This is a genomic window from Sporosarcina sp. Y1011 (assembly GCF_057669885.1).
In genome coordinates this window covers 376,370-396,083 of the sequence record NZ_JBYHFP010000003.1, presented here as the reverse complement: position 1 = coordinate 396,083, position 19,714 = coordinate 376,370, and the positions used below count along the sequence as shown (strand labels likewise).

General features: G+C 43.8%; 14 protein-coding genes. 11 read left to right on the top strand and 3 right to left on the bottom strand.

Features of this window, described 5'->3' with window-relative positions; translation table 11 throughout:
* Positions 1–135 precede the first annotated feature (135 nt).
* From addB to AC25Y5_RS06135, 7 genes are all read left to right on the top strand, one after another.
* Positions 136–3,633: a helicase-exonuclease AddAB subunit AddB gene (gene addB / locus AC25Y5_RS06165; protein ID WP_488139551.1), complete on the top strand. Its 3,498-nt coding sequence runs from the start codon at positions 136–138 to the stop codon at positions 3,631–3,633.
* Positions 3,611–7,321, top strand: coding sequence for a helicase-exonuclease AddAB subunit AddA (gene addA / locus AC25Y5_RS06160; RefSeq protein ID WP_488139550.1), 3,711 nt, complete (start codon positions 3,611–3,613; stop codon positions 7,319–7,321). The genes addB and addA overlap by 23 nt, the downstream gene beginning before the upstream one ends.
* On the top strand, positions 7,318–8,502 hold the full coding sequence (locus AC25Y5_RS06155; protein ID WP_488139549.1) for a DUF418 domain-containing protein: 1,185 nt from the start codon (positions 7,318–7,320) through the stop codon (positions 8,500–8,502). Before addA ends, AC25Y5_RS06155 begins: the two co-directional genes overlap by 4 nt.
* Before the next feature lie 58 nt (positions 8,503–8,560).
* The gene (locus AC25Y5_RS06150; protein ID WP_488139548.1) at positions 8,561–9,460 is read left to right on the top strand and encodes a fumarylacetoacetate hydrolase family protein; all 900 of its coding nucleotides are present in this window, start codon (positions 8,561–8,563) and stop codon (positions 9,458–9,460) included.
* A 75-nt stretch (positions 9,461–9,535) separates the two neighbouring features.
* The gene (locus AC25Y5_RS06145) at positions 9,536–9,910 is read left to right on the top strand and encodes a YisL family protein (RefSeq protein ID WP_488139547.1); all 375 of its coding nucleotides are present in this window, start codon (positions 9,536–9,538) and stop codon (positions 9,908–9,910) included.
* A 353-nt stretch (positions 9,911–10,263) separates the two neighbouring features.
* A complete protein-coding gene (locus AC25Y5_RS06140; protein WP_488139546.1) occupies positions 10,264–11,721 on the top strand; it encodes an alpha-amylase family glycosyl hydrolase in 1,458 nt (485 codons plus the stop codon).
* 118 nt (positions 11,722–11,839) lie between these two features.
* On the top strand, positions 11,840–11,977 hold the full coding sequence (locus AC25Y5_RS06135) for a hypothetical protein (RefSeq protein ID WP_488139545.1): 138 nt from the start codon (positions 11,840–11,842) through the stop codon (positions 11,975–11,977).
* 410 nt (positions 11,978–12,387) lie between these two features.
* Here the strand turns inward: AC25Y5_RS06135 and AC25Y5_RS06130 are convergent, their stop codons facing one another.
* From AC25Y5_RS06130 to AC25Y5_RS06120, 3 genes are read right to left on the bottom strand one after another with little or no spacing between them, the layout of a single operon-like run.
* Complete coding sequence (locus AC25Y5_RS06130; RefSeq protein ID WP_488139544.1) at positions 12,388–13,713, bottom strand: CoA-disulfide reductase; 1,326 nt, start codon at positions 13,711–13,713, stop codon at positions 12,388–12,390.
* A 23-nt stretch (positions 13,714–13,736) separates the two neighbouring features.
* The gene (locus AC25Y5_RS06125) at positions 13,737–14,594 is read right to left on the bottom strand and encodes a DegV family protein (protein ID WP_488139543.1); all 858 of its coding nucleotides are present in this window, start codon (positions 14,592–14,594) and stop codon (positions 13,737–13,739) included.
* A gap of 27 nt (positions 14,595–14,621) precedes the next feature.
* Positions 14,622–15,431: a Cof-type HAD-IIB family hydrolase gene (locus tag AC25Y5_RS06120; RefSeq protein ID WP_488139542.1), complete on the bottom strand. Its 810-nt coding sequence runs from the start codon at positions 15,429–15,431 to the stop codon at positions 14,622–14,624.
* A 137-nt stretch (positions 15,432–15,568) separates the two neighbouring features.
* Between AC25Y5_RS06120 and AC25Y5_RS06115 the strand changes: the two genes are divergently transcribed.
* From AC25Y5_RS06115 to AC25Y5_RS06100, 4 genes are all read left to right on the top strand, one after another.
* Positions 15,569–16,336 carry a dienelactone hydrolase family protein gene (locus AC25Y5_RS06115; protein WP_488139541.1) on the top strand — a complete coding sequence of 256 codons (768 nt, stop codon included), beginning with the start codon at positions 15,569–15,571 and terminating at the stop codon, positions 16,334–16,336.
* Positions 16,337–16,390: 54 nt separating this feature from the next.
* Entirely contained in the window at positions 16,391–16,699 is a 309-nt protein-coding gene (locus tag AC25Y5_RS06110) for a metal-sulfur cluster assembly factor (protein WP_482100221.1), read from the top strand.
* Positions 16,700–16,862: 163 nt separating this feature from the next.
* A complete protein-coding gene (gene rraA / locus AC25Y5_RS06105) occupies positions 16,863–17,348 on the top strand; it encodes a ribonuclease E activity regulator RraA (RefSeq protein ID WP_488139540.1) in 486 nt (161 codons plus the stop codon).
* 155 nt (positions 17,349–17,503) lie between these two features.
* The gene (locus AC25Y5_RS06100; RefSeq protein ID WP_488139539.1) at positions 17,504–19,639 is read left to right on the top strand and encodes an ATP-dependent Clp protease ATP-binding subunit; all 2,136 of its coding nucleotides are present in this window, start codon (positions 17,504–17,506) and stop codon (positions 19,637–19,639) included.
* Positions 19,640–19,714 lie beyond the last annotated feature (75 nt).

The window sequence follows — 19,714 nt, the reverse complement described above, 5'->3', positions numbered from 1 at the left end:
TATCGCGGGAGGCATCCACAAAGCGCCGAAGCGGTATTAGCAGAATCTCTGTATCTAGTCTAAAATGGTCAACACGAAAATAAATAAATAAATAAATAAATAAATAACCTACATCTATAAAAAGGAGGAAACCATATGTCACTGCGTTTCATTACCGGAAGGTCTGGATCCGGGAAAACGACATTCATCGAACGCGAAATTGCTACCGAACTCGAGCAGAATCCAATGGGCGCACCAATCATTGTCATCGTTCCGGATCAGATGTCGTTCTCGATGGAGCATAGTTTGTCCGTTAAGTTTGGCTTAAAAGGAATCATCCGTGCACAAGTATTGACGTTCAAACGCTTGGCATGGCGTGTGTTGCAGGAAACAGGCGGCATCACCCGTAAGGAAATAGATAGCTTCGGTTACAGGATGCTTGTTCGAAGCGTTCTTGAAGACAACCGAGACGATTTTAAACTATTTCGGCAAGCTGCGAGTAAACGAGGATTCACTGAACAAATCGGGGATTTGTTGAAGGAGTTCAGCCGCTATTCTCTTGACCATCAGACTATGAACACGCTTCACGAGACACTCGCCGCATCAGGCGCGCCGCGTACGTTGCTCGACAAGGCGGAAGATTTATCACTGTTGCTGACGAAACTGGAAGAAAAGCTAGGCACAACATATGTCGATAGTGAAGGGCATCTTGCACTCCTAGCTTCGCAAATTCATCACGCAGACCTGTTAAAAGGGGCTGACATTTATATAGATGGTTTTGAAAACTTTACGACAAGGGAATATGAAATCGTGACGGAACTGATGAAACATGCAAAGCGCTTGTCGGTTGTATTGCCGATGGAAGGAGCGCTAACGGGTTTTGCGGATCACGAATTATTCTTCAATCCAGTTAGAACCTCGCTTAAATTGCGTGAATTGGCTAGGGCGGATTCCATCGATGTTGAAGAAGACGTCTTCATGCAGGATTCGCACCGATTTCTGAATACGGACCTCACTCATTTTGAAGCTGAATTCGACCACTATCCAGCGCAGCAAAAACCATCTGAAGGCAATGTCATCTTGATTGAAGCCGCGACCCGCCGTGCAGAAATCCATGCAGTGGCACGCAAAATTCGTGAGATGATGATTTCAGGGAAACGGTACAAAGACATGTCAATCCTGTACAGGCAGCCTGAAAAGTATGATGAACTGATTGAGACCATTTTTCCGCATTATGATATACCCGTGTTTATCAGCCAGAAAAAGCCTATGCTGCATCATCCACTCATTGAGTTTTCGCGTTCAGTGTTAGAAGCGGTGACTATGGGATGGTCGTATGAATCGGTATTCCGTGCTGTTAAAACGGATTTGTTTTTCCCGCATAGGGAAACGAAGTTACTATGGCGTGACAGGGCAGACAGACTTGAAAACTACGTACTTGCACATGGAATTCATGGACATCGTTGGTTCGACGACACTCGCTGGCGCGTGAAAAAGTACCGTGGGCTCGAAATGCATACAAATGTACAAACCGATGAAGAACTAGCAATGGAGCAGCAATTGCATATGATTCGGGATGCAATTAGAGAACCGCTCGCGGCTTTAGAACAACGTTTAAAACGATCGAAAACAGGCCGCGATGTAACGGAGGCATTGTTTGTATTCATGGAAAAACTTCATGTGTACGATAAAATTATCGATTTACGTGCTGAGGAAGAACGAGCGGGGCGTTTGCTTGGTGCAACGGAACATGAACAGGCATGGAACGGGTGGATTAACGTCCTCGATCAGTTTGTATTGATGTTTGGTGATAAGGAAATGGATGTTGTGGAAGCTGTTCGCATATTGGATGAAGGGTTTGATTCACTCGAATTTGCCCGCATTCCGCCGTCGCTCGACCAAGTGACTGTTACATCTGTTGAGGTTTCCAGTTTAATGGATATCGATGCGGTGTTTGTTCTCGGCGTAAATGATGGCGTGATGCCAAAACGAGTGGACAATGAAGGGCTTCTCTCAGATGTAGACCGTGAATGGTTTTCGCAAATTGGCTTTGAACTTGCGCCAACCTCGAAAATGAAGTTGATGGATGAAACATATATGGCGTACCGTGCATTCACGGCGTCGCGCGAAAAATTATATGTATCGTATCCAATCGCAGACGAGGAAGGAAAAGCACTCATTCCATCATTATATATAACGAGAATTGGACAGTTGCTCCCGGGAACGCCACTTGAAATCGCTGTGACAGATCCATCCGAATTGTCACTTGAAGCCGATCAATTCGATTACATCAGTCACCCAAGATCAGCACTCCCTTACGTTTCCATGAAGTTGAAAGTGGCAGAACAGTCAGGTGTCCTGGAACGTGAATGGCGTGCGGTGATGGCGTATTACGAAGAGGATCCCTACTGGTCATCTGTGATAAGCCATATCTCGCGCCCGATGCATTCAAAGAATGATGCAGAACGTCTGCGATCCGAAATCACAACAGGGTTGTACGGGGAATCATTTGTCTCTAGCGTATCACGCATTGAATCCTACTACAGTTGTCCGTTCCAACATTATGCGTCGTTTGGGCTTGGCTTACGCGAGCGGACGGAATTTACGCTGGAAGCACCAGCAATCGGTGATTTATTTCACGCTGCGCTTAAATGGATTTCGGATGAAACAATGCGTCTCGGGAAGTCATGGGCAGCGTTGTCGCGCGAGGAATGCTGGAATCTTGCAAGAGGTGCAGTGGAAGACATTTCGCCATACTTTTTCAATCGGATTTTATTGTCGACGAACCGTTATGTCTATATTAAACGAAAGCTGATGCACATTATTCAGCGGACAATCTATTCACTTAGTACGCAGGCGAAATCGACTGTGTTTAAACCGGTTGCTATTGAAGCAGGATTTGGTCCGGGCGAGGAACTGCCAGCGCTTGAAATTCCACTACGTCGGGGCGATTTGATGAAACTGCGCGGGCGGATTGACCGTGTCGATGCAACAGAAATAAGCGGAAAAAACTATGTCCGCGTTGTCGACTATAAATCGTCTGCGAAAAGCCTTGACCTAACGGAAGTCTACTACGGCTTGTCTCTGCAAATGATGACGTATCTTGACGTTGCACTCGAAAATGCGGATGAATGTCTCGGGATACATGCGGATCCAGCGGGCGTTTTATATCTGCATATTCATAACCCGATGATTAGAACCGGCACGGAATTAACTCCAGCACTCTTAGAGGCAGAAATTGTGAAGTCCTACAAAATGAGAGGCTATCTGCTCGATAATCCGGAAGTCGTTATCGGAATGGACGCTGATATTGGACGATCTTCTTCAATCGTACCGGCCTCTATTAAAACGGATGGAACATTTGCAAAAACTTCAAAAGTCTTGTCTCCAGATGATTTACAGATGATGCGGTCTTTTGTCAGAACGCGCCATCAAAAGGCAGGAGACGCGATGTTAGCGGGCGATACCCGCGTTTACCCGTACAAATTAAAAGACAAAATGCCGTGCGAGTTCTGTTCGTACCGTTCGGTTTGTCAGTTCGATCCGACAGATCCGTCTTCACAGCACAGGCCGTACAGTGAAATGGACCCAGAAACGTCACTTGATAAAATGCGTAAGGAGGTTGCGGACGATGCAGATACCCTTGAAACCTGAAGGACTGACATTTACAGATGCCCAGTGGAAAGCGATTTGGGCGACAGGAAAAGATATTCTCGTTTCCGCTGCCGCCGGTTCCGGTAAAACGAAAGTATTAATCACACGAATGATTGAAAAAGTGTTGGATGAAACCGATCCGATAGATGTTGACGAACTGCTCGTCGTTACATTCACGAATGCGTCCGCTGCAGAAATGCGGTATCGAATGGCAGAGGCATTGGAAGAAGCCATTGCTGCAAGGCCGGAATCTGTACATTTGCGCAGGCAATTGAATTTATTGAATAAAGCCCAGATTTCAACATTGCATTCGTTTTGCATGAATGTCGTCAGGCAATATGCTTATTTAATAGACATCGATCCCGGATTCAGAATTGCGGATAGCACGGAAGCAGCTCTATTGAGTGACGATACAATTGGGGCTGTGCTTGAGGATGCGTATAGCGCGGAAAATCCTGAAGCCATGTACCGGCTGGCGGACAGTTTCACGTCTGACCGCAATGATCAGTCGATTGAAACACTGATTGACCGGTTGTATGATTATTCCCGTGTACACCCCGTCCCGGAACAGTGGCTTCGCCTCATTCCGGAGCAGTATGAAATCGATGCCGGATCTTCCATAGATGATCTGCAATTTATCGGACCGCTGAAAACAGCTATCACGCATACCCTTGAAGAAGCGGCGGCACTGACTAACGACATGAAACGAATTGCACTTATGCTTGACGGACCAGAACCGCTTGCGGCCACGGCGGAAACGGATCTACTGTGGATAAATGAAGCCATCCATCGCATAACTGAAGGTACATGGGAACAAACCTATGCATTTTTTGGTACGCTGAAATGGGTGAAGGCCGCTACAATTCGCAAAGATTCGTGTGACGAGGAACTGGCAAAACGTGCGAAAGCACTTCGTGATGCAGTGAAAAAGATTATTAACACACTTAAAGAGTCCTATTTTACAAGGACACCGGCTCGACTGCTCGATGAAATTCGGTTGATGGCACCGACGATGCATACGCTGATTGACTTAGTCATCGATTTTGGCAGACGTTTTGAACTTGTAAAAATAGACCGTGGGATTGTCGACTTTTCGGATTTAGAGCATTACGCACTGCGGATTCTATCCAAAGTAGATGATGGGGTAATTGTGCCATCTGATATAGCAGTTGATTATAAGAACCGTTTTGCGGAAGTGTTGGTCGATGAATACCAGGACGTCAATTTGTTGCAAGAGACAATCATCCAGCTCGTCAAGCGTGGTGGGGAAGCAGATGGAAACTTGTTCATGGTCGGCGATGTCAAGCAGTCCATTTACCGTTTCCGCCTTGCGGAGCCAATGTTGTTTCTAGGAAAATACAATCGTTTCACCGAAACAGATGGCGATCAAGGATTGAAAATCGACTTGAATGCCAATTTCAGGAGTCGTAAAGAAGTACTGGATGCAACAAACTTCATTTTTTCGCAAGTGATGGGCGTGACTGTTGGTGAAATTGACTATGACGACGCAGCAGCATTGAAATATGGCGCAAATTATCCTGAGAAATCTGTGACGACGGGTCTAACCCTTCTTTACGATGAAGCGGATGACGAACTAGAATTAGACGATGCGACTGAACTGGCGGGACAAAACTTGAAAATTTCGCAAGCAGAAGCACGCTTTATGATCAAAAAGATTCAAGATATGATTGCATCTGGTGCGGAAGTGACGGATGCGTTTAGTGATAAAAAGAGGCCGCTTGAGTATCGTGATATTGTCATCTTGATGCGTTCAATGACTTGGTCAGGAGAAATTGCTGAGGAATTTAAACTGGCGGGCATTCCGATTTACACAGAACTAAAGCGCGGCTATTTCGATGCGCTCGAAGTAATGATTATGCTAAACACATTACGGGTCATCGATAATCCGTATCAAGATATTCCGCTCGCGTCCGTCTTGCGCGCTCCGTTTATTGGTATGACAGAAAATGAATTGGCGCAAATTCGACTTGCTGGGAAAAGTGAGCCGTTCTTTGAGGCGTTGAACCGCTTTGTGTCAACTGGTGGAGCCGGTATTGCACCAGCTACGCAAGAAAAACTTCAACGATTCTTCACGCAATTTGAGAACTGGCGCAACTTGGCGCGACGCGGTTCGTTGTCAGAACTGATCTGGCAAGTATTATCGGATACACATTACTATGAAATGGTGGGTGCCATGGCGAATGGCAAGCAGCGCCAGGCAAATCTACGTGCACTGCATGATCGTGCAATTGATTATGAAAAGACTTCGTTCCGAGGATTGTTCCGCTTTCTTCGTTTTGTTGACCGGATGCGAAAGCGTGGGGATGACCTCGGCGCAGCACGTTCACTAACGGAGAAGGAAAATGTCGTTCGTATAATGACAATTCATTCATCCAAGGGGCTGGAATTTCCTTTTGTTTTCATCGCAGGGGCTGGCCGGAAATTCAATAAAATGGATTTCAATGAACCTTATCTATTTGACCAGCATTTTGGTTTGGCGGTCAAAGCAATCGATCCAGATAATCGCATCACGTATACATCATTGCCGTTCTTAGCAATGAAGGAAAAGAAAGAACTTGAAATGCGCGCGGAAGAAATGCGTATTTTGTACGTCGCGATGACTAGAGCAAAAGAGCAACTTGAAATTATTGCTTCTGTAAAAGACATCGAGAAATCGATTGTGAAATGGCAGGATGCACAGCTTGTCGATCCTGACCAAATGCTGCCGGAATATACTCGATCACGTGCGAATGGGTACTTAGATTGGATTGGGCCGGCTGTTGCGAGACATCCATCATTCGCGAAATTTGGCACTATGCCAGGGGGGCAGTCCATTATGGATTCATCAAACTGGCATATAAATGCACTTCCAGTTTCCTCGTTATTTACGCGAATTGAGGGTATAGAAGAGGAAGAGATGGCGCCCGAAATCGTTCCGGTAGAAGAAGTGAACGAAGATATGCTCGTAGAAGTGAAACGACGATTCGATGCGACCTATCCGTTTCTTTCGTCCGTAACGAAGCGATCGAAACAGACAGTCAGCGAGTTGAAACGCTTGGCAATTTTAGAACAACAGGCGGAAGAAGACATCGTAATCTCTGGAAATGAAGATGTAAGTACAGCGTATCTGCATCAACGACCGGCATTCATGCAATCGCGTGCGCTGTCAGCTGCTGAAGTCGGAACGGCGATGCACACAATTATGCAGCATATTGATATTCGGCAAAAAGGTAGCGTCTCTACGATTGAAAAGCTAATAACAGAGTTGACGGCCCGCCAATTGCTGACTTTTGAAGAAGCGAATGCGGTCGATGCGAATCGGATAGCCAACTTTTTCAATATGGATATTGCAAAACGACTGATGTCAGCTGAGCGCATTGAACGGGAATTGCCGTTTACATATGCCCTGGATGACCTAGATGGCGACTATCAAATCTTGCAGGGAATCGCCGATTGTCTATTCAAAGAAAAGGACGGTTGGGTGCTGCTAGATTATAAAACGGACCGGGTAAGCGGACGCTATGGTTCTGATGAAGAAGTGGAAGTAGAAATGCAAAAACGTTATAGAATCCAGTTGAATTTGTATAAGAAAGCGATTGAAGAAATCTTGAAAATCGAAATTAAAGAGATGGTCCTCTATTTATTTGATGGAGAAAGGACTGTGGACATACAGGGGGAAAGAAATTGAAATTAACTTCAACTACGCTTGGAAATCGGATTGAGACACTTGACGTGTTACGGGGAATTGCGCTGCTCGGGATTTTTATCGCGAATATGTTGCATTTCCATTCCCCTTATCTGTACTTGGATCCGTATACATGGTTCAGTGCGCCGGGTGATGTGGAAAACTTCAAGTGGATAGATATATTTGTAGAGGCTAGTTTTTATCCGATTTTTGCAATGCTGTTCGGTTATGGCATAAACATGCAATATGAAAAAACGCTTGTCAACAGGTCACCGTTTGCTCCAGTTCTTGCACGACGCATGGGGATTTTGCTGCTTTTTGGATTGTTCCATGCGTTGTTCATATGGATGGGTGACATCCTGTTTACTTACGCATTAATGGGCTTTATCATGATTGCTTTCATTAGAATCCCAAAGAAATGGATGCTTCCGCTAGCCGCGGTGCTGTATATCATTCCTACGGGTATCGTGTATGCAGCGACTTACTACTTAAACAAATTGCGCCCGGATGCCATGATGGAAGGGTACGCTGATATTCATCAGATTGAAAGATCACTAGAAGCGTATGCTTACGGAAATTTCGGCGAAATTTTCACCTTCCGTTTTTTTGAGTGGGCTTTATACGGATTGACTGGGGTTCTCACTGCTCTATTCATCGTATTGCCACTAATCTTAGTCGGTGCGGGTTTGTCTAAATGGAAAGTAATTGAACGCGCTAGTGAATTTAAAGGACGCATCCTAATAGTGACTGTTATTACGCTTGCTGCAGGGATATGGATGAAGGCTGCTCCCTTCATAGGCGGCCCATCATCAGATTCGATTATGTTGCAATCGCTATTCGGCGGTCCTGTTTTAGGTGCGGGTTATGTCGGTCTAGTGCTTTTACTTTATCAGGTACCGCTGTTTCGCACATTATTCCGTCCGCTCTCAAAAGTGGGACGCATATCATTAACAACGTATATCACACAATCCATTGTGGGTACACTAATTTTCTATGCCTATGGTTTTGGCATGTACGGCAAAGTGGATTTAGCTACAGGGATATGGATTGCAGTTGGTGTATTTGTCATCCAAGTCTTATTCGCAGAGCTTTGGTTATCGAAATTCCGTCTAGGACCACTAGAGTGGCTTTGGAGAAAAGCGACTTACGGAAAGAATTTGCCAGATAAAGAGGAAAAAGGATAACATTTGTCGTAATGATTAGAATAAGACGTTTTTTCAATATGAAGGGGTGGGCACTCAGATGAAGTTATTATCGTTCCGTTATGAAGGTAGGACATTATTCGGCCCGAAAGTGAAAAGGGAAGAAGCGGTATGGGATATGATTGCCATTGCAGAAGCATATGAAGATGCTGAATTTCCTAAAACAATCACGGAAGGTATCGCAACAGGTCGTGATTTCGTTGACAAAGTGACAAAACTTGCTGAGCGGGCACGGGAGGATGAAAATGCAGATCAATTTAAACATGCGTTTACGGCTATTGAGTGGTTGTCACCAATTCCGAGAACGCCTAAAAATGTTCTGTGTGTAGGCAAAAACTATGCAGACCATGCGGCGGAAATGGGCTCGAATGCACCGCCTGAAAAATTGATGATCTTTACTAAATCGCCGACATCCATTGCTGCGGACGAGCAAGAACTTTCAATTCATGGCGATATAACGGATAACCTCGATTATGAGGGAGAGCTTGCAGTTGTCATTTGTAAAGAAGGTCGCAACATTCCAAAACAGCTTGCCTATGACTATGTTTTTGGTTATACAATTGCAAATGACGTAACAGCGCGTGACGTACAAACTGCGCATGGTCAATACTTCCTAGGGAAAAGTCTCGATGAATCGTGTCCGATGGGTCCATATATCGTGACGAAAGATGAAATTCCGAATGCACATGATTTATCGATTGTTACGAAGGTCAACGATGAAGTTAGACAAAATGGCAATACGGCATCGATGATTTTCAAAATTGATGAACTAATCGCAGAGATTTCACGATTCGTTACGCTTGAACCGGGCGATGTTATTTTAACAGGCACTCCCGCTGGTGTCGGAAAAGGCATGAAGCCGCCAACGTTTTTGAGAAAAGGTGACTTGGTGAAAGTCTCAATTGAAGGCATTGGTACTCTAGTAAACAAGTTTGTGTAAGTAATATTCCTTTTGTGAAATAGGAGATTATGATAGGGTTATTATGTAGTTATAATAACAAATGAGGTGACAAGTATGGACGCATTAACAAACACAACACATCTTCATATTTTCACTTGGGTTGTCGGAATCATTCTATTCCTAGTTGCTGCAGGCATGGACAACGAATCCAAAGGCAAAAAAATACTTCACATGATTGCACGTTTATTCTACGTACTAATTCTAATTTCGGGCGCATTGCTATTCTTCGAATACTCTTCGCTTAACGCAGCGTTGTACGGCGTCAAATTCTTATTGGGTCTTGTAACAATAGGTATGATGGAAATGGTTCTTGTACGTTCTACAAAGAACAAGAGCGTCAAGGTGGTCTGGATTCTGTTCTTCGTCTTCTTATTGGCGACGTTATTCCTCGGATTCAAACTACCGGTAGGATTTGACTGGTTCGCTTAAATTTTTATGATGGGGAGGAATGAGGATGGAATCGAGAATCGGACTACTGTTTCTGATTGTTGTCTTGATGTTAATGGCATTGTTTGTCGTTTCTGCCTTCTATACTTCCCGGAAAAAGCGAACATCTTCAGAAGAGAATGAATAAGACACTTGCTGGCTAATTGCCGGCAAGTGTTTTTTTGATTTTAAGGAAACAATAAAGTGTTGGTCAGTGGATAACGTTAATCCTTCCCAATTTCACAAAATCGACCTATTTCGCGGTGTAGAAGAAGGTTTTTCACGTTATAGATGGCGGGCGGTCACTCTGTTTGGTAAAATGACGGATGACAGTTCGTTTATTAGGAGGCTATTTTGTGAAAGCGAATAAATGGTTTGGACTTATTGTAACTTTTCTATTACTGGTAGCGACCCTTAATCCTTCGGGGGCATTTGCAGAAACGGAAAAGACAATAGAGGATGAAAGTATATATGATTTACTAGTTGACCGGTTTAACAATGGCGACGGAAATAACGATTTTGATGTCGATGCAACAGACCTTAGTGCGTTTAATGGCGGTGATTTCACCGGCGTGTCTACGCGCTTGGATTATATCGCAGGAATGGGTTTCACACTTATTTCGCTAGGACCTGTGTTTGAGACGGAAACGTATGACGGAAACAAAGTGCTAGATTATACAAAGTTTGACCCTCACTTTGGGACTGACGCAGAATTCTCAGAAATGGTTAAAGCAATCCATAAGAAAGATATGTCCGTTATCGCTGATTTCCCACTTGCTGGAGTTAGTTCGAATCATATCTGGGCGACAGAAGGAACAGTGAAATCAGTGCCAGTCGCTGAAGGAATAATCGATTGGGATTATTCTGATACAGCTACTCAACAGGCTTTGATAGAAACGATTGCAGATTTTGTTGAAACGAATAAGTTGGACGGAGTTCGCTTAACAAAGATCGAACAAATTGACACGGCTCTATTGAATGACATCATTCAGGCTGTGAAAACGGTCAATCCGAAAGCGTATGTAGTGACAAATGAAGAAAGTGATGCGGACTTCGATTCTACTCCTAATATGGAAAAAGTAAACGCAATGAGAGCATCATTTTCACAATTTGACGCGGACTCTTCACCATTATCGATATTTTCAAATGACACTGAGAAGGAAATAATCCAGTTCGATGATTTGACAGGACCGCGATTGACTTACGATATGGTGGAAGCGAAAATGTTCCCGCCAACCAGATGGAACATTGCAACAACTGCTCTATTTACACTTCCTGGAGTACCCGTAATGACATATGGTAGTGAAATAGCTGTGAACGGACAACAAGCACCTGAAAGTCACCAGCTTATGAATTTCAAGATTGATACAGAACTGATTGAGCATATCGGGGACCTCAACACACTGCGCAACAAGTCTGAAGCGTTGCGTAACGGAGATTTTGAAATGCTGCACAATGAGGGCGGATTTACGGTCTTTAAGCGTTCAAATGACGAGGAAACATGGATTATCGCGCTAAATAATACGACAGAAACGGCTAGTCTAGAAATACCGAAAGAAGTATTCGGGGAAAATAAGAAACTACGCGGTTTGCTAACTGGTGATACGGTACTTGAAGGAAAAGACGAGATTTTCCGTATCGTACAGGAACGTGAAGTTGCTGAGATTTACATCGCTGATGAAGACAAAGGATTCAATATCCCTTATCTAATCGCATCCATTCTTATATATGTACTGTTCTTAGGATTCTTATTGACAGTTTGGCGTAAAGGAAGAAAAGGTAGAAAAGAACAAAAAGAAGGAAATGTAAAATAAGAGGAAAAACTCCAAGGCAAGTAGCCCTGGTGTTTTTTTATTGAGTCGCCATTTTCACTGGATTATTTTCGGCCCGCTTTCGGCGAATTAATCACGACACTTATTCCGAGAGGCATGCGTGGCTAAAAGTGACTCCGTCACTTCTAGCCACGCATTTTTCGGTCATACTGTTGTGATTATTCGCCTGTCGCGTTCCTACAATATCCAAGTGAAAAGTGCAGTTGTTTTGAAAGAAAGAATAGATGAGCTTCTATAAAGAGTGTAAGTGCCCGAAGATGCAATTTCGGGCACTCTCGCACGCTGTACATTGTATTCTCTGCCTTACTCTATACGAAATTAATACTTCTTCATAATAAAAAGAGAAACACTATAATAGAAGGCTTTAGCGGTCAAAATTGTATCTTTGACCGCTTCTCTCCATGTGAGAAGCAATCTATTCTATCTTCCCGAAAAGCTTAGGCACTTCTTGTACCAGTGTCTTTGGAAAGCGACGGATGAACGAACACCATAAGATTATCGAAAAAATAAGCAGGGATGCGACAAAGTCGCATCCCTGCTTATTAAAACATCTCTATAACGGTATAGTGGTCCGTTCAATCCAAAGCGAACCAAAAGTAACTTTACACGTAGTGCCCAGTGTCTAAACTCCCGCGCTTTTCAGTGTTACTAATCCGCTTTATAACCTACCATATTCACCGGGTCTTTTGGTGAAGAGTAAGCAGGGGAGTAGACGAGTTCAAGAGCAGCTAAATCCTCAATTGTCATTTTTCCCATGATTGCGGTAGTGATGACATCGATTCGCTTGTCGACTCCTTTATCACCGACGGCTTGTGCGCCAAGGACGAGTCTAGACTTTTGATCATAATGGACACGCAATAAAATCTGTCCGTGATCCGGATAGTAGCCCGCGTTCGTCCTACCTTTATAGACGGAAGTGCCAAACGCAATGCCTTCATCCGACAGACTTTTCGCTGAATGTCCTGTCATAGCAGCTGTCAGTGAAAACAGTTTTGTAATCGATGAACCAAGCAGTCCATTCATTTTTACGGGTTTGCCTGCCAGATGGCTTGCAACAATGAACGCTTGCCGGTGTGCGTGCCATGCGAGTTTGACGTTTTTCGGTTTGCCCGTGAACCAATCTTTGGACTCTGCTGCATCACCAATCGTATAAATGTCCGGATCGTTGGTTTGCATAAAACTGTTGACGACAATCCCTTTTGTAGGACCGATATCTAAACCGGCTTCGATGGCAAGTTTTGTATCCAAATCGATTCCGATGCTCGCAACGATAAAATCGACTTCAAAATCCACACCATTTTTCATTACTAAACGCTTGCCTTCAATGCGTTCAATGGCGTCTTCGAAGTAGATCTCTACATGATTGTCCTTCATCTCTTGCCCAAGTACTTCAGAGATTTCTGCGTCCATAATATTCATAATGCGATCATTTCGGTCAATAACTGTTGTTTTCAATCCTTTATGGATGAAGTTTTCAGCAAGTTCTATGCCGATGAATCCGCCGCCGATGACTGCACAGGATTGCGGTTTTTCCTGTTCAATGTAATTCATGATTTCTTCCATCTCGGCAAAATTCTTCAATGTAAATAAAGGGAGTTTGCCAAGACCTTTCAAATCAGGAATACGGGAAGTGCCGCCCGGAGACAAAATGAGTTTATCGTAGGATTCGGTAAAAGTCTGTCCAGTTTCCAGGTTGTGTACCTCGACGGTTTTATTCTGTCGGTTAATGGACAAAACATCATGCGCTAACTGGACATTAATATCCCGCTGTTCACCAAATTCTTCAGGCGATGCACCAACGAGTTTCGATTTCTCATCGATCAAGCCACCGATGACGTACGGCATACCGCATGTGCCATAACCCAGTACTGGATCACGTCCGAATAATGTGATTTCTGAATCCGGCACTGCTCGTCTAATTTGAGCAGCGACAGTAGAACCTCCTGCAATCGCTCCGACAATGACTACTTTCATGCATTCAATCTCCTCGAGAAATATTATTTATTCAACTTGTTTAAGAAATAGATACCGACCGTCCCTGGCCCTACATGAGCGCCAATGACTGAACCAATTAGGTGTATTTCAATGCTTTTAGGATGGAAAAGCTCTTCAATCGTTGCCTTCAACTCCAGTGCTACAGCTTCATCGTCGCCGTGGCTGATTGCAATCGTTTGTTCAGACAAATTATCGCCTCGCTCTGCCATCAAATCAGTCATACGTCGCAACACTTTTTTACGTCCGCGGTGTTTTTCAATTGGAACAAGTTTTCCACCTGCGACGTGGAGCAAAGGTTTAATGTTCAGTAAACCACCAATGAATGCACTTGCTTTTGATACACGTCCGCCACGTGCCATATAGTCAAGATCTTCCACAGTGAAAAGGTGCTCCATATGACCGGCCATGAAACGGATTTTACGTTCGATTGTCCGCACATCGTCTTCTCCAGCATCACGGAGACGGACTGCCTCTTTTACCAGCAGTCCGTAACCAAGAGATGCGCATCTTGAATCAATGACAATTAGATTCATACTTGGATTTGTTTCTTTTATTTGATCTTTTGTCATAATTGCAGTATCAAATGTACCTGATAACTCCGATGAAAAAGCAATGTATATTCCATCTTCGCCAGATGCTGCGAGTTCTCTCCATTTTTCCAGGAACAATTCGGGAGCTACTTGTGATGTCTTAGGTTGTTTACCATTCCGGATGGCATTATAAACTTCCAACGCATCAATTGTTGCTATGTCATCGTATTCCTTGTCGTCAATTAAGACGCGTAAAGGGAAAAGTGTAACATCGTTTTCTTCGTAAAATGACTTTGGCAAATCGCAAGCACTGTCCACAAAAATTCTCATTTAAATTCCTCCATTGGGTACATATAGTTACTTCAAGTGTAACCTCTCTCTAAGGACACGTGCAATGCCATCTTCGTTATTGGTATCAGTCACTTCATCCGCAATCGATTTCAATCTGTCAATTCCATTGCCCATTGCAACTCCAACCCCAGCATAGTCAATCATTTCTAGGTCATTGTCTTCGTCACCAAATGCAATAATCCGTTCTTTCGGAATATCCATCCATTTGGATACATGAGAAATGCCAACCGCTTTATTCAATCCATGCCGAACGATTTCGATGACTTTCCATGGTGCGCCCCATTGGCGGTGATCAATAACTTCAGCGTGCACGTCACCGAGATGCCGTCGGATGGTATCGACTTTATTGTCAGGTGCATGGATCAATAAACTAGTCGGATCGACCTGCAAAAACTTACGGATGTCGCCTTGTGTAATTGTAGGATTCCCAAAACCAAAAATATCAAGCAATTTTTCGTCATGATAGTGCATATATACATCATCCATCACTTCAGCAACGATATTATGGAACGTAAATTCCTGCATTGCATCAATGACATCATTGACTACTGGAAGCGAAATCGTCTCATGTATGGTTTTCCAGGATTGATCGCCTGGATGGTGTACGAAAGCACCATTGAAATTGACGATGGGCGTCTTAAGGCCAAGTTGACGATAATACACTTCACTTGCTCTGTATGGCCTACCGGTTGCAATCATGATGTGGTGGCCATTATCCTCTGCTAATTTTAATGTGCTTTTTGTTTTATCTGATATGACTTTTTCATCTGTGAGTAACGTCCCGTCAAGGTCGAGGACGATTAAATGTGGCTTCAAAAAAAACGCCTCCTTCTGTTAATTAGTCTATCGTTAAAGTGTGATGCACGTCAAAAAATTCCAACGCATAAACCGTACTTTTTGTTTTATTAGAAAAACTTTGGTAGGCTAGATTGAAAAGGAACAGGTGATTGTCTATGATGATAACTGACGAATCTTGGGGAAGTATCCCATTACTTCATATAGTGGAAGAAGAATTTGCAGACAAACAAGTGCCTGTCGTTATTTTCTTCCATGGATTTACGAGTGCTAAAGAACATAATTTGCATTACGCATATAATATAGCGAAAAAAGGTATTCGGGTTCTACTACCTGATGCGCATCTGCATGGCGCTAGGGGAGAGGATTTAGACGAAGTTCAGTTGAGTTTGCGGTTTTGGGAAATTGTCTTAACCTCCATTGAAGAAGCGGATTTCTTGCATTACGAACTGCACAAACGGGGCCTTCATACGACAGGGAAAATTGGTTTGGCGGGGACATCGATGGGTGGCATTACAACGCTCGGATGTCTTGCCCTTTATGAATGGATCGACACGGCAGCGGTTATGATGGGCGCACCAGGCTTCGTTCAGTTGGCAAAAGCGCAAATGGCTGAGTTTGAGCGACGCGGTTTTAAATTACCTATAACAATTGAGGAAAAGCAGAAGCTACTGGCAACGTTAGCAACGTTCGATTTAACGAAAAACCCATCACTCCTAAACAAGCGACCTGTCTATTTCTGGCATGGTGAGCAGGATGCAGTAGTGCCTTATGAACCGACGCATAACTTTTATAAGGCCGTCAAAGCAGCATATACTGACACGCCCGACAACATTAAATTTGTTTCGGATAAAAATGCAGGGCACGCTGTTTCGAGGACGGGAATGCTAGGAGCTGCGGAGTGGCTTGCTGTTCATTTGAAATGATGGAGCAAACTCTGTTATGATGGGACTATCAAACGCAGGGAAAGAGGGATGTAGATGAGTCAGGATATGAAAGACAGTATGATGGGCGCTCTGGAAAACGTAATTGACCCGGAACTAGGCGTCGATATCGTCAACTTAGGGCTTGTATATGATGTTGAACTCGACGAAGAAGGTACTTCAAAAGTTACGATGACACTTACATCGATGGGCTGTCCGATGGGGCCGCAAATCGTTGCAAACGTGACACAAGAACTGATGGAACTCCCAGAAGTGAAAAATGTTGATGTTAACATCATTTGGAATCCACCATGGTCTAGAGAAAAAATGTCACGCTATGCAAAAATAGCTCTAGGCGTTAGATGATACCAATATCCAGACTGTGTGACTTAGAGATGAGTCATGCAGTTTTTTTGTTTGGAAAATCTACAAAGTCGGACGTAATTCAAACATAGCTTTAAATTAGTACCTGGTAAAAAAGGAATCTGGAATTAATGTCGAATGATATACATATAGGGAGTGGATGATTTTGTCGATAAATACAGCTGATGTGTGTGACGATTTTGCAAGCGAGTTACAAGTATGTGCCATTGAATTTAAATCTTATGGTAAAAATAAAAACTTTTCTGGTCCGATTGCAACGGTTAAAGTATTTGAAGATAACGTTCTAGTAAAAGAAGCGCTGCAAACAATTCCTGAGGGCAGCGTTCTCGTGGTTGATGGAGGCGGATCCAAAAGATGTGCACTACTTGGAGGAAACCTAGGTGAAATTGCGGAAACACGTAAGCTTGCCGGTATAATTATATATGGTTGTGTCCGCGATACAACTGAACTTTCAGCGCACAATATCGGTGTTCTCGCGCTTGGAAGCAATCCAATGAAGACTATAAAAGTAGGTAATGGGGAGCGGGATATCGTATTGCGCTTCGGAGACATCGAGTGGACGCCAAATCATTATGTTTATGCTGATGAGGATGGTGTCGTCGTCGCTCCTAGAAATCTATTTAGCAACTGACAAACCTCTGAGAAGGAAAGCCTCTTCTCAGAGGTTATTCCTTGTTTACAATCCAGTGCAAATACTTTACAACAAGTTCAATTCATCCTATAATTTAATTAATCAAAGATAGTCAAAGTCAGAAGTAACCTATAGAAAGGTGGATGGTTATGCGAATGGATGGACAACAAGAAGACCAGCGTTCACCTCTTGAACAATTCGGACGCAATCTTGTCGAAGAAGTAAAAAAAGGTAAAATGGATCCAGTTATTGGACGTGATGAAGAAATTCGAAACGTCATTCGGATTTTATCGAGAAAAACGAAAAATAACCCTGTTTTAATAGGTGAGCCTGGCGTTGGGAAAACAGCAATCGTAGAAGGGCTCGCACAGCGGATTGTGAAAGGCGACGTGCCTGAAGGATTGAAAGACCGTCAAATTTACGAACTTGATATGAGTTCACTTATCGCGGGTGCAAAATACCGCGGTGAATTTGAAGAGCGCTTAAAAGGCGTACTGAAACAAGTGAAAGACAGTGCAGGGGAAATCATTCTATTCATCGATGAAATCCATACCATTGTCGGTGCTGGAAAATCTGAAGGTGCAATGGACGCTGGAAATATGCTAAAACCAATGCTAGCACGTGGCGAACTGTATTGTATCGGGGCTACAACGCTGGATGAGTACCGCATGAATATCGAAAAGGATCCAGCACTAGAACGTCGTTTCCAGCAGGTACTTGTACGCGAACCTTCCGTGGAGGATACCGTATCAATTTTACGGGGTTTGAAAGAACGCTACGAACTTCATCATGGCGTGCGCATACATGACCGCGCAATTGTCGCAGCGGCAACCTTATCAGACCGCTATATAACAGAACGTTTCCTGCCGGATAAAGCAATTGACTTAATCGATGAAGCGAGTGCGATGATTCGGACTGAAATCGATTCGATGCCATCTGAATTAGATGCAGTGACACGTCGGATTATGCAACTTGAAATTGAAGAACAAGCTATGCGTAAAGAAAAAGATGCAGTGAGTAAAAACCGTCTAGAGGTACTGCGGGGTGAATTGAAAGAACTGAAAGATTCGTCCGCAGGAATGCGTGAGCAGTGGGATTCGGAAAAAGCGGCATTACGTGTCATTCAGGACAAACGGGAAAAATTAGATCGTTTCCGGCGCGAACTGGAAGATGCTGAAAACCGCTTTGATTTAAACAAAGCAGCGGAACTCTCTTATGGAAAAATCCCGACGCTTGAGCAAGAGTTGCATGAACTGGAGGCCATCCTCGTAGATGGTCAGGAAAATCGACTGCTCCGTGAAGAAGTAACGGAAGAAGAAATTGCAATGATTGTTGCGAGGTGGACGGGCATTCCTGTGACGAAACTGGTTGAAGGTGAACGTGAAAAACTGCTGCGTTTGCGTGAAACACTTGAAGAGCGAGTTATCGGGCAAGATGATGCGGTTCAACTTGTAACGGAAGCCGTATGGCGTGCGCGTGCAGGTATTAAAGATCCCGACAAGCCTATTGGTTCATTCCTATTCTTAGGGCCAACCGGCGTCGGAAAGACTGAACTAGCGAAAACACTTGCAGCAACACTGTTTGATTCGGAAGATCATTTCATCCGCATCGACATGTCGGAATACATGGAGAAACACAGTATATCGAGACTGGTCGGCGCACCACCTGGCTACATCGGTTACGAAGAAGGCGGCCAGTTGACAGAGGCGGTTCGTCGCAATCCATACGCGGTCATCTTGTTGGATGAAATCGAGAAAGCACATCCGGACGTTGCCAATATCTTGCTACAAGTGCTAGATGATGGACGGATTACCGATAGTCAGGGGAGACTCGTGAATTTCACAAATACAGTTGTCATCATGACGTCCAATATTGGCTCAGCCTACTTGCTTCATGGTCTGGACGATACAGAAAATCATGCTGCAGAAGATCTCGTTATGGCCGAATTAAAAAATCATTTCAAACCGGAATTATTAAATCGAATGGATGATATTATCATTTTCCATTCGCTTACAGGAAATTCGTTCCGCAGGATTGCACGAAAAATGATTGATGACCTCGTCATACGATTACGCATGCAGGAAATTGTTTTGGAATACAGCGAAGATGTACTAGATTGGATTATTAATGAAGGAACAGATGCCGATTTCGGTGCACGTCCATTGAAGCGGTTCATCCAGCGCCATGTTGAAACAATTGTTGCAAAAGAAGTCATTAAAGGTGATCTCAAGCTGAATGATAAGCTCGTTCTTACTATGGAAGACGAGAAACTGGTTATTCAACTAGTCTAAAAAAAAAGCCACGGCGCTTGAATCCCGTGGCTTTTCCTATGGTTTATCCAATAAAAAACCATCTCCGACGTGGGA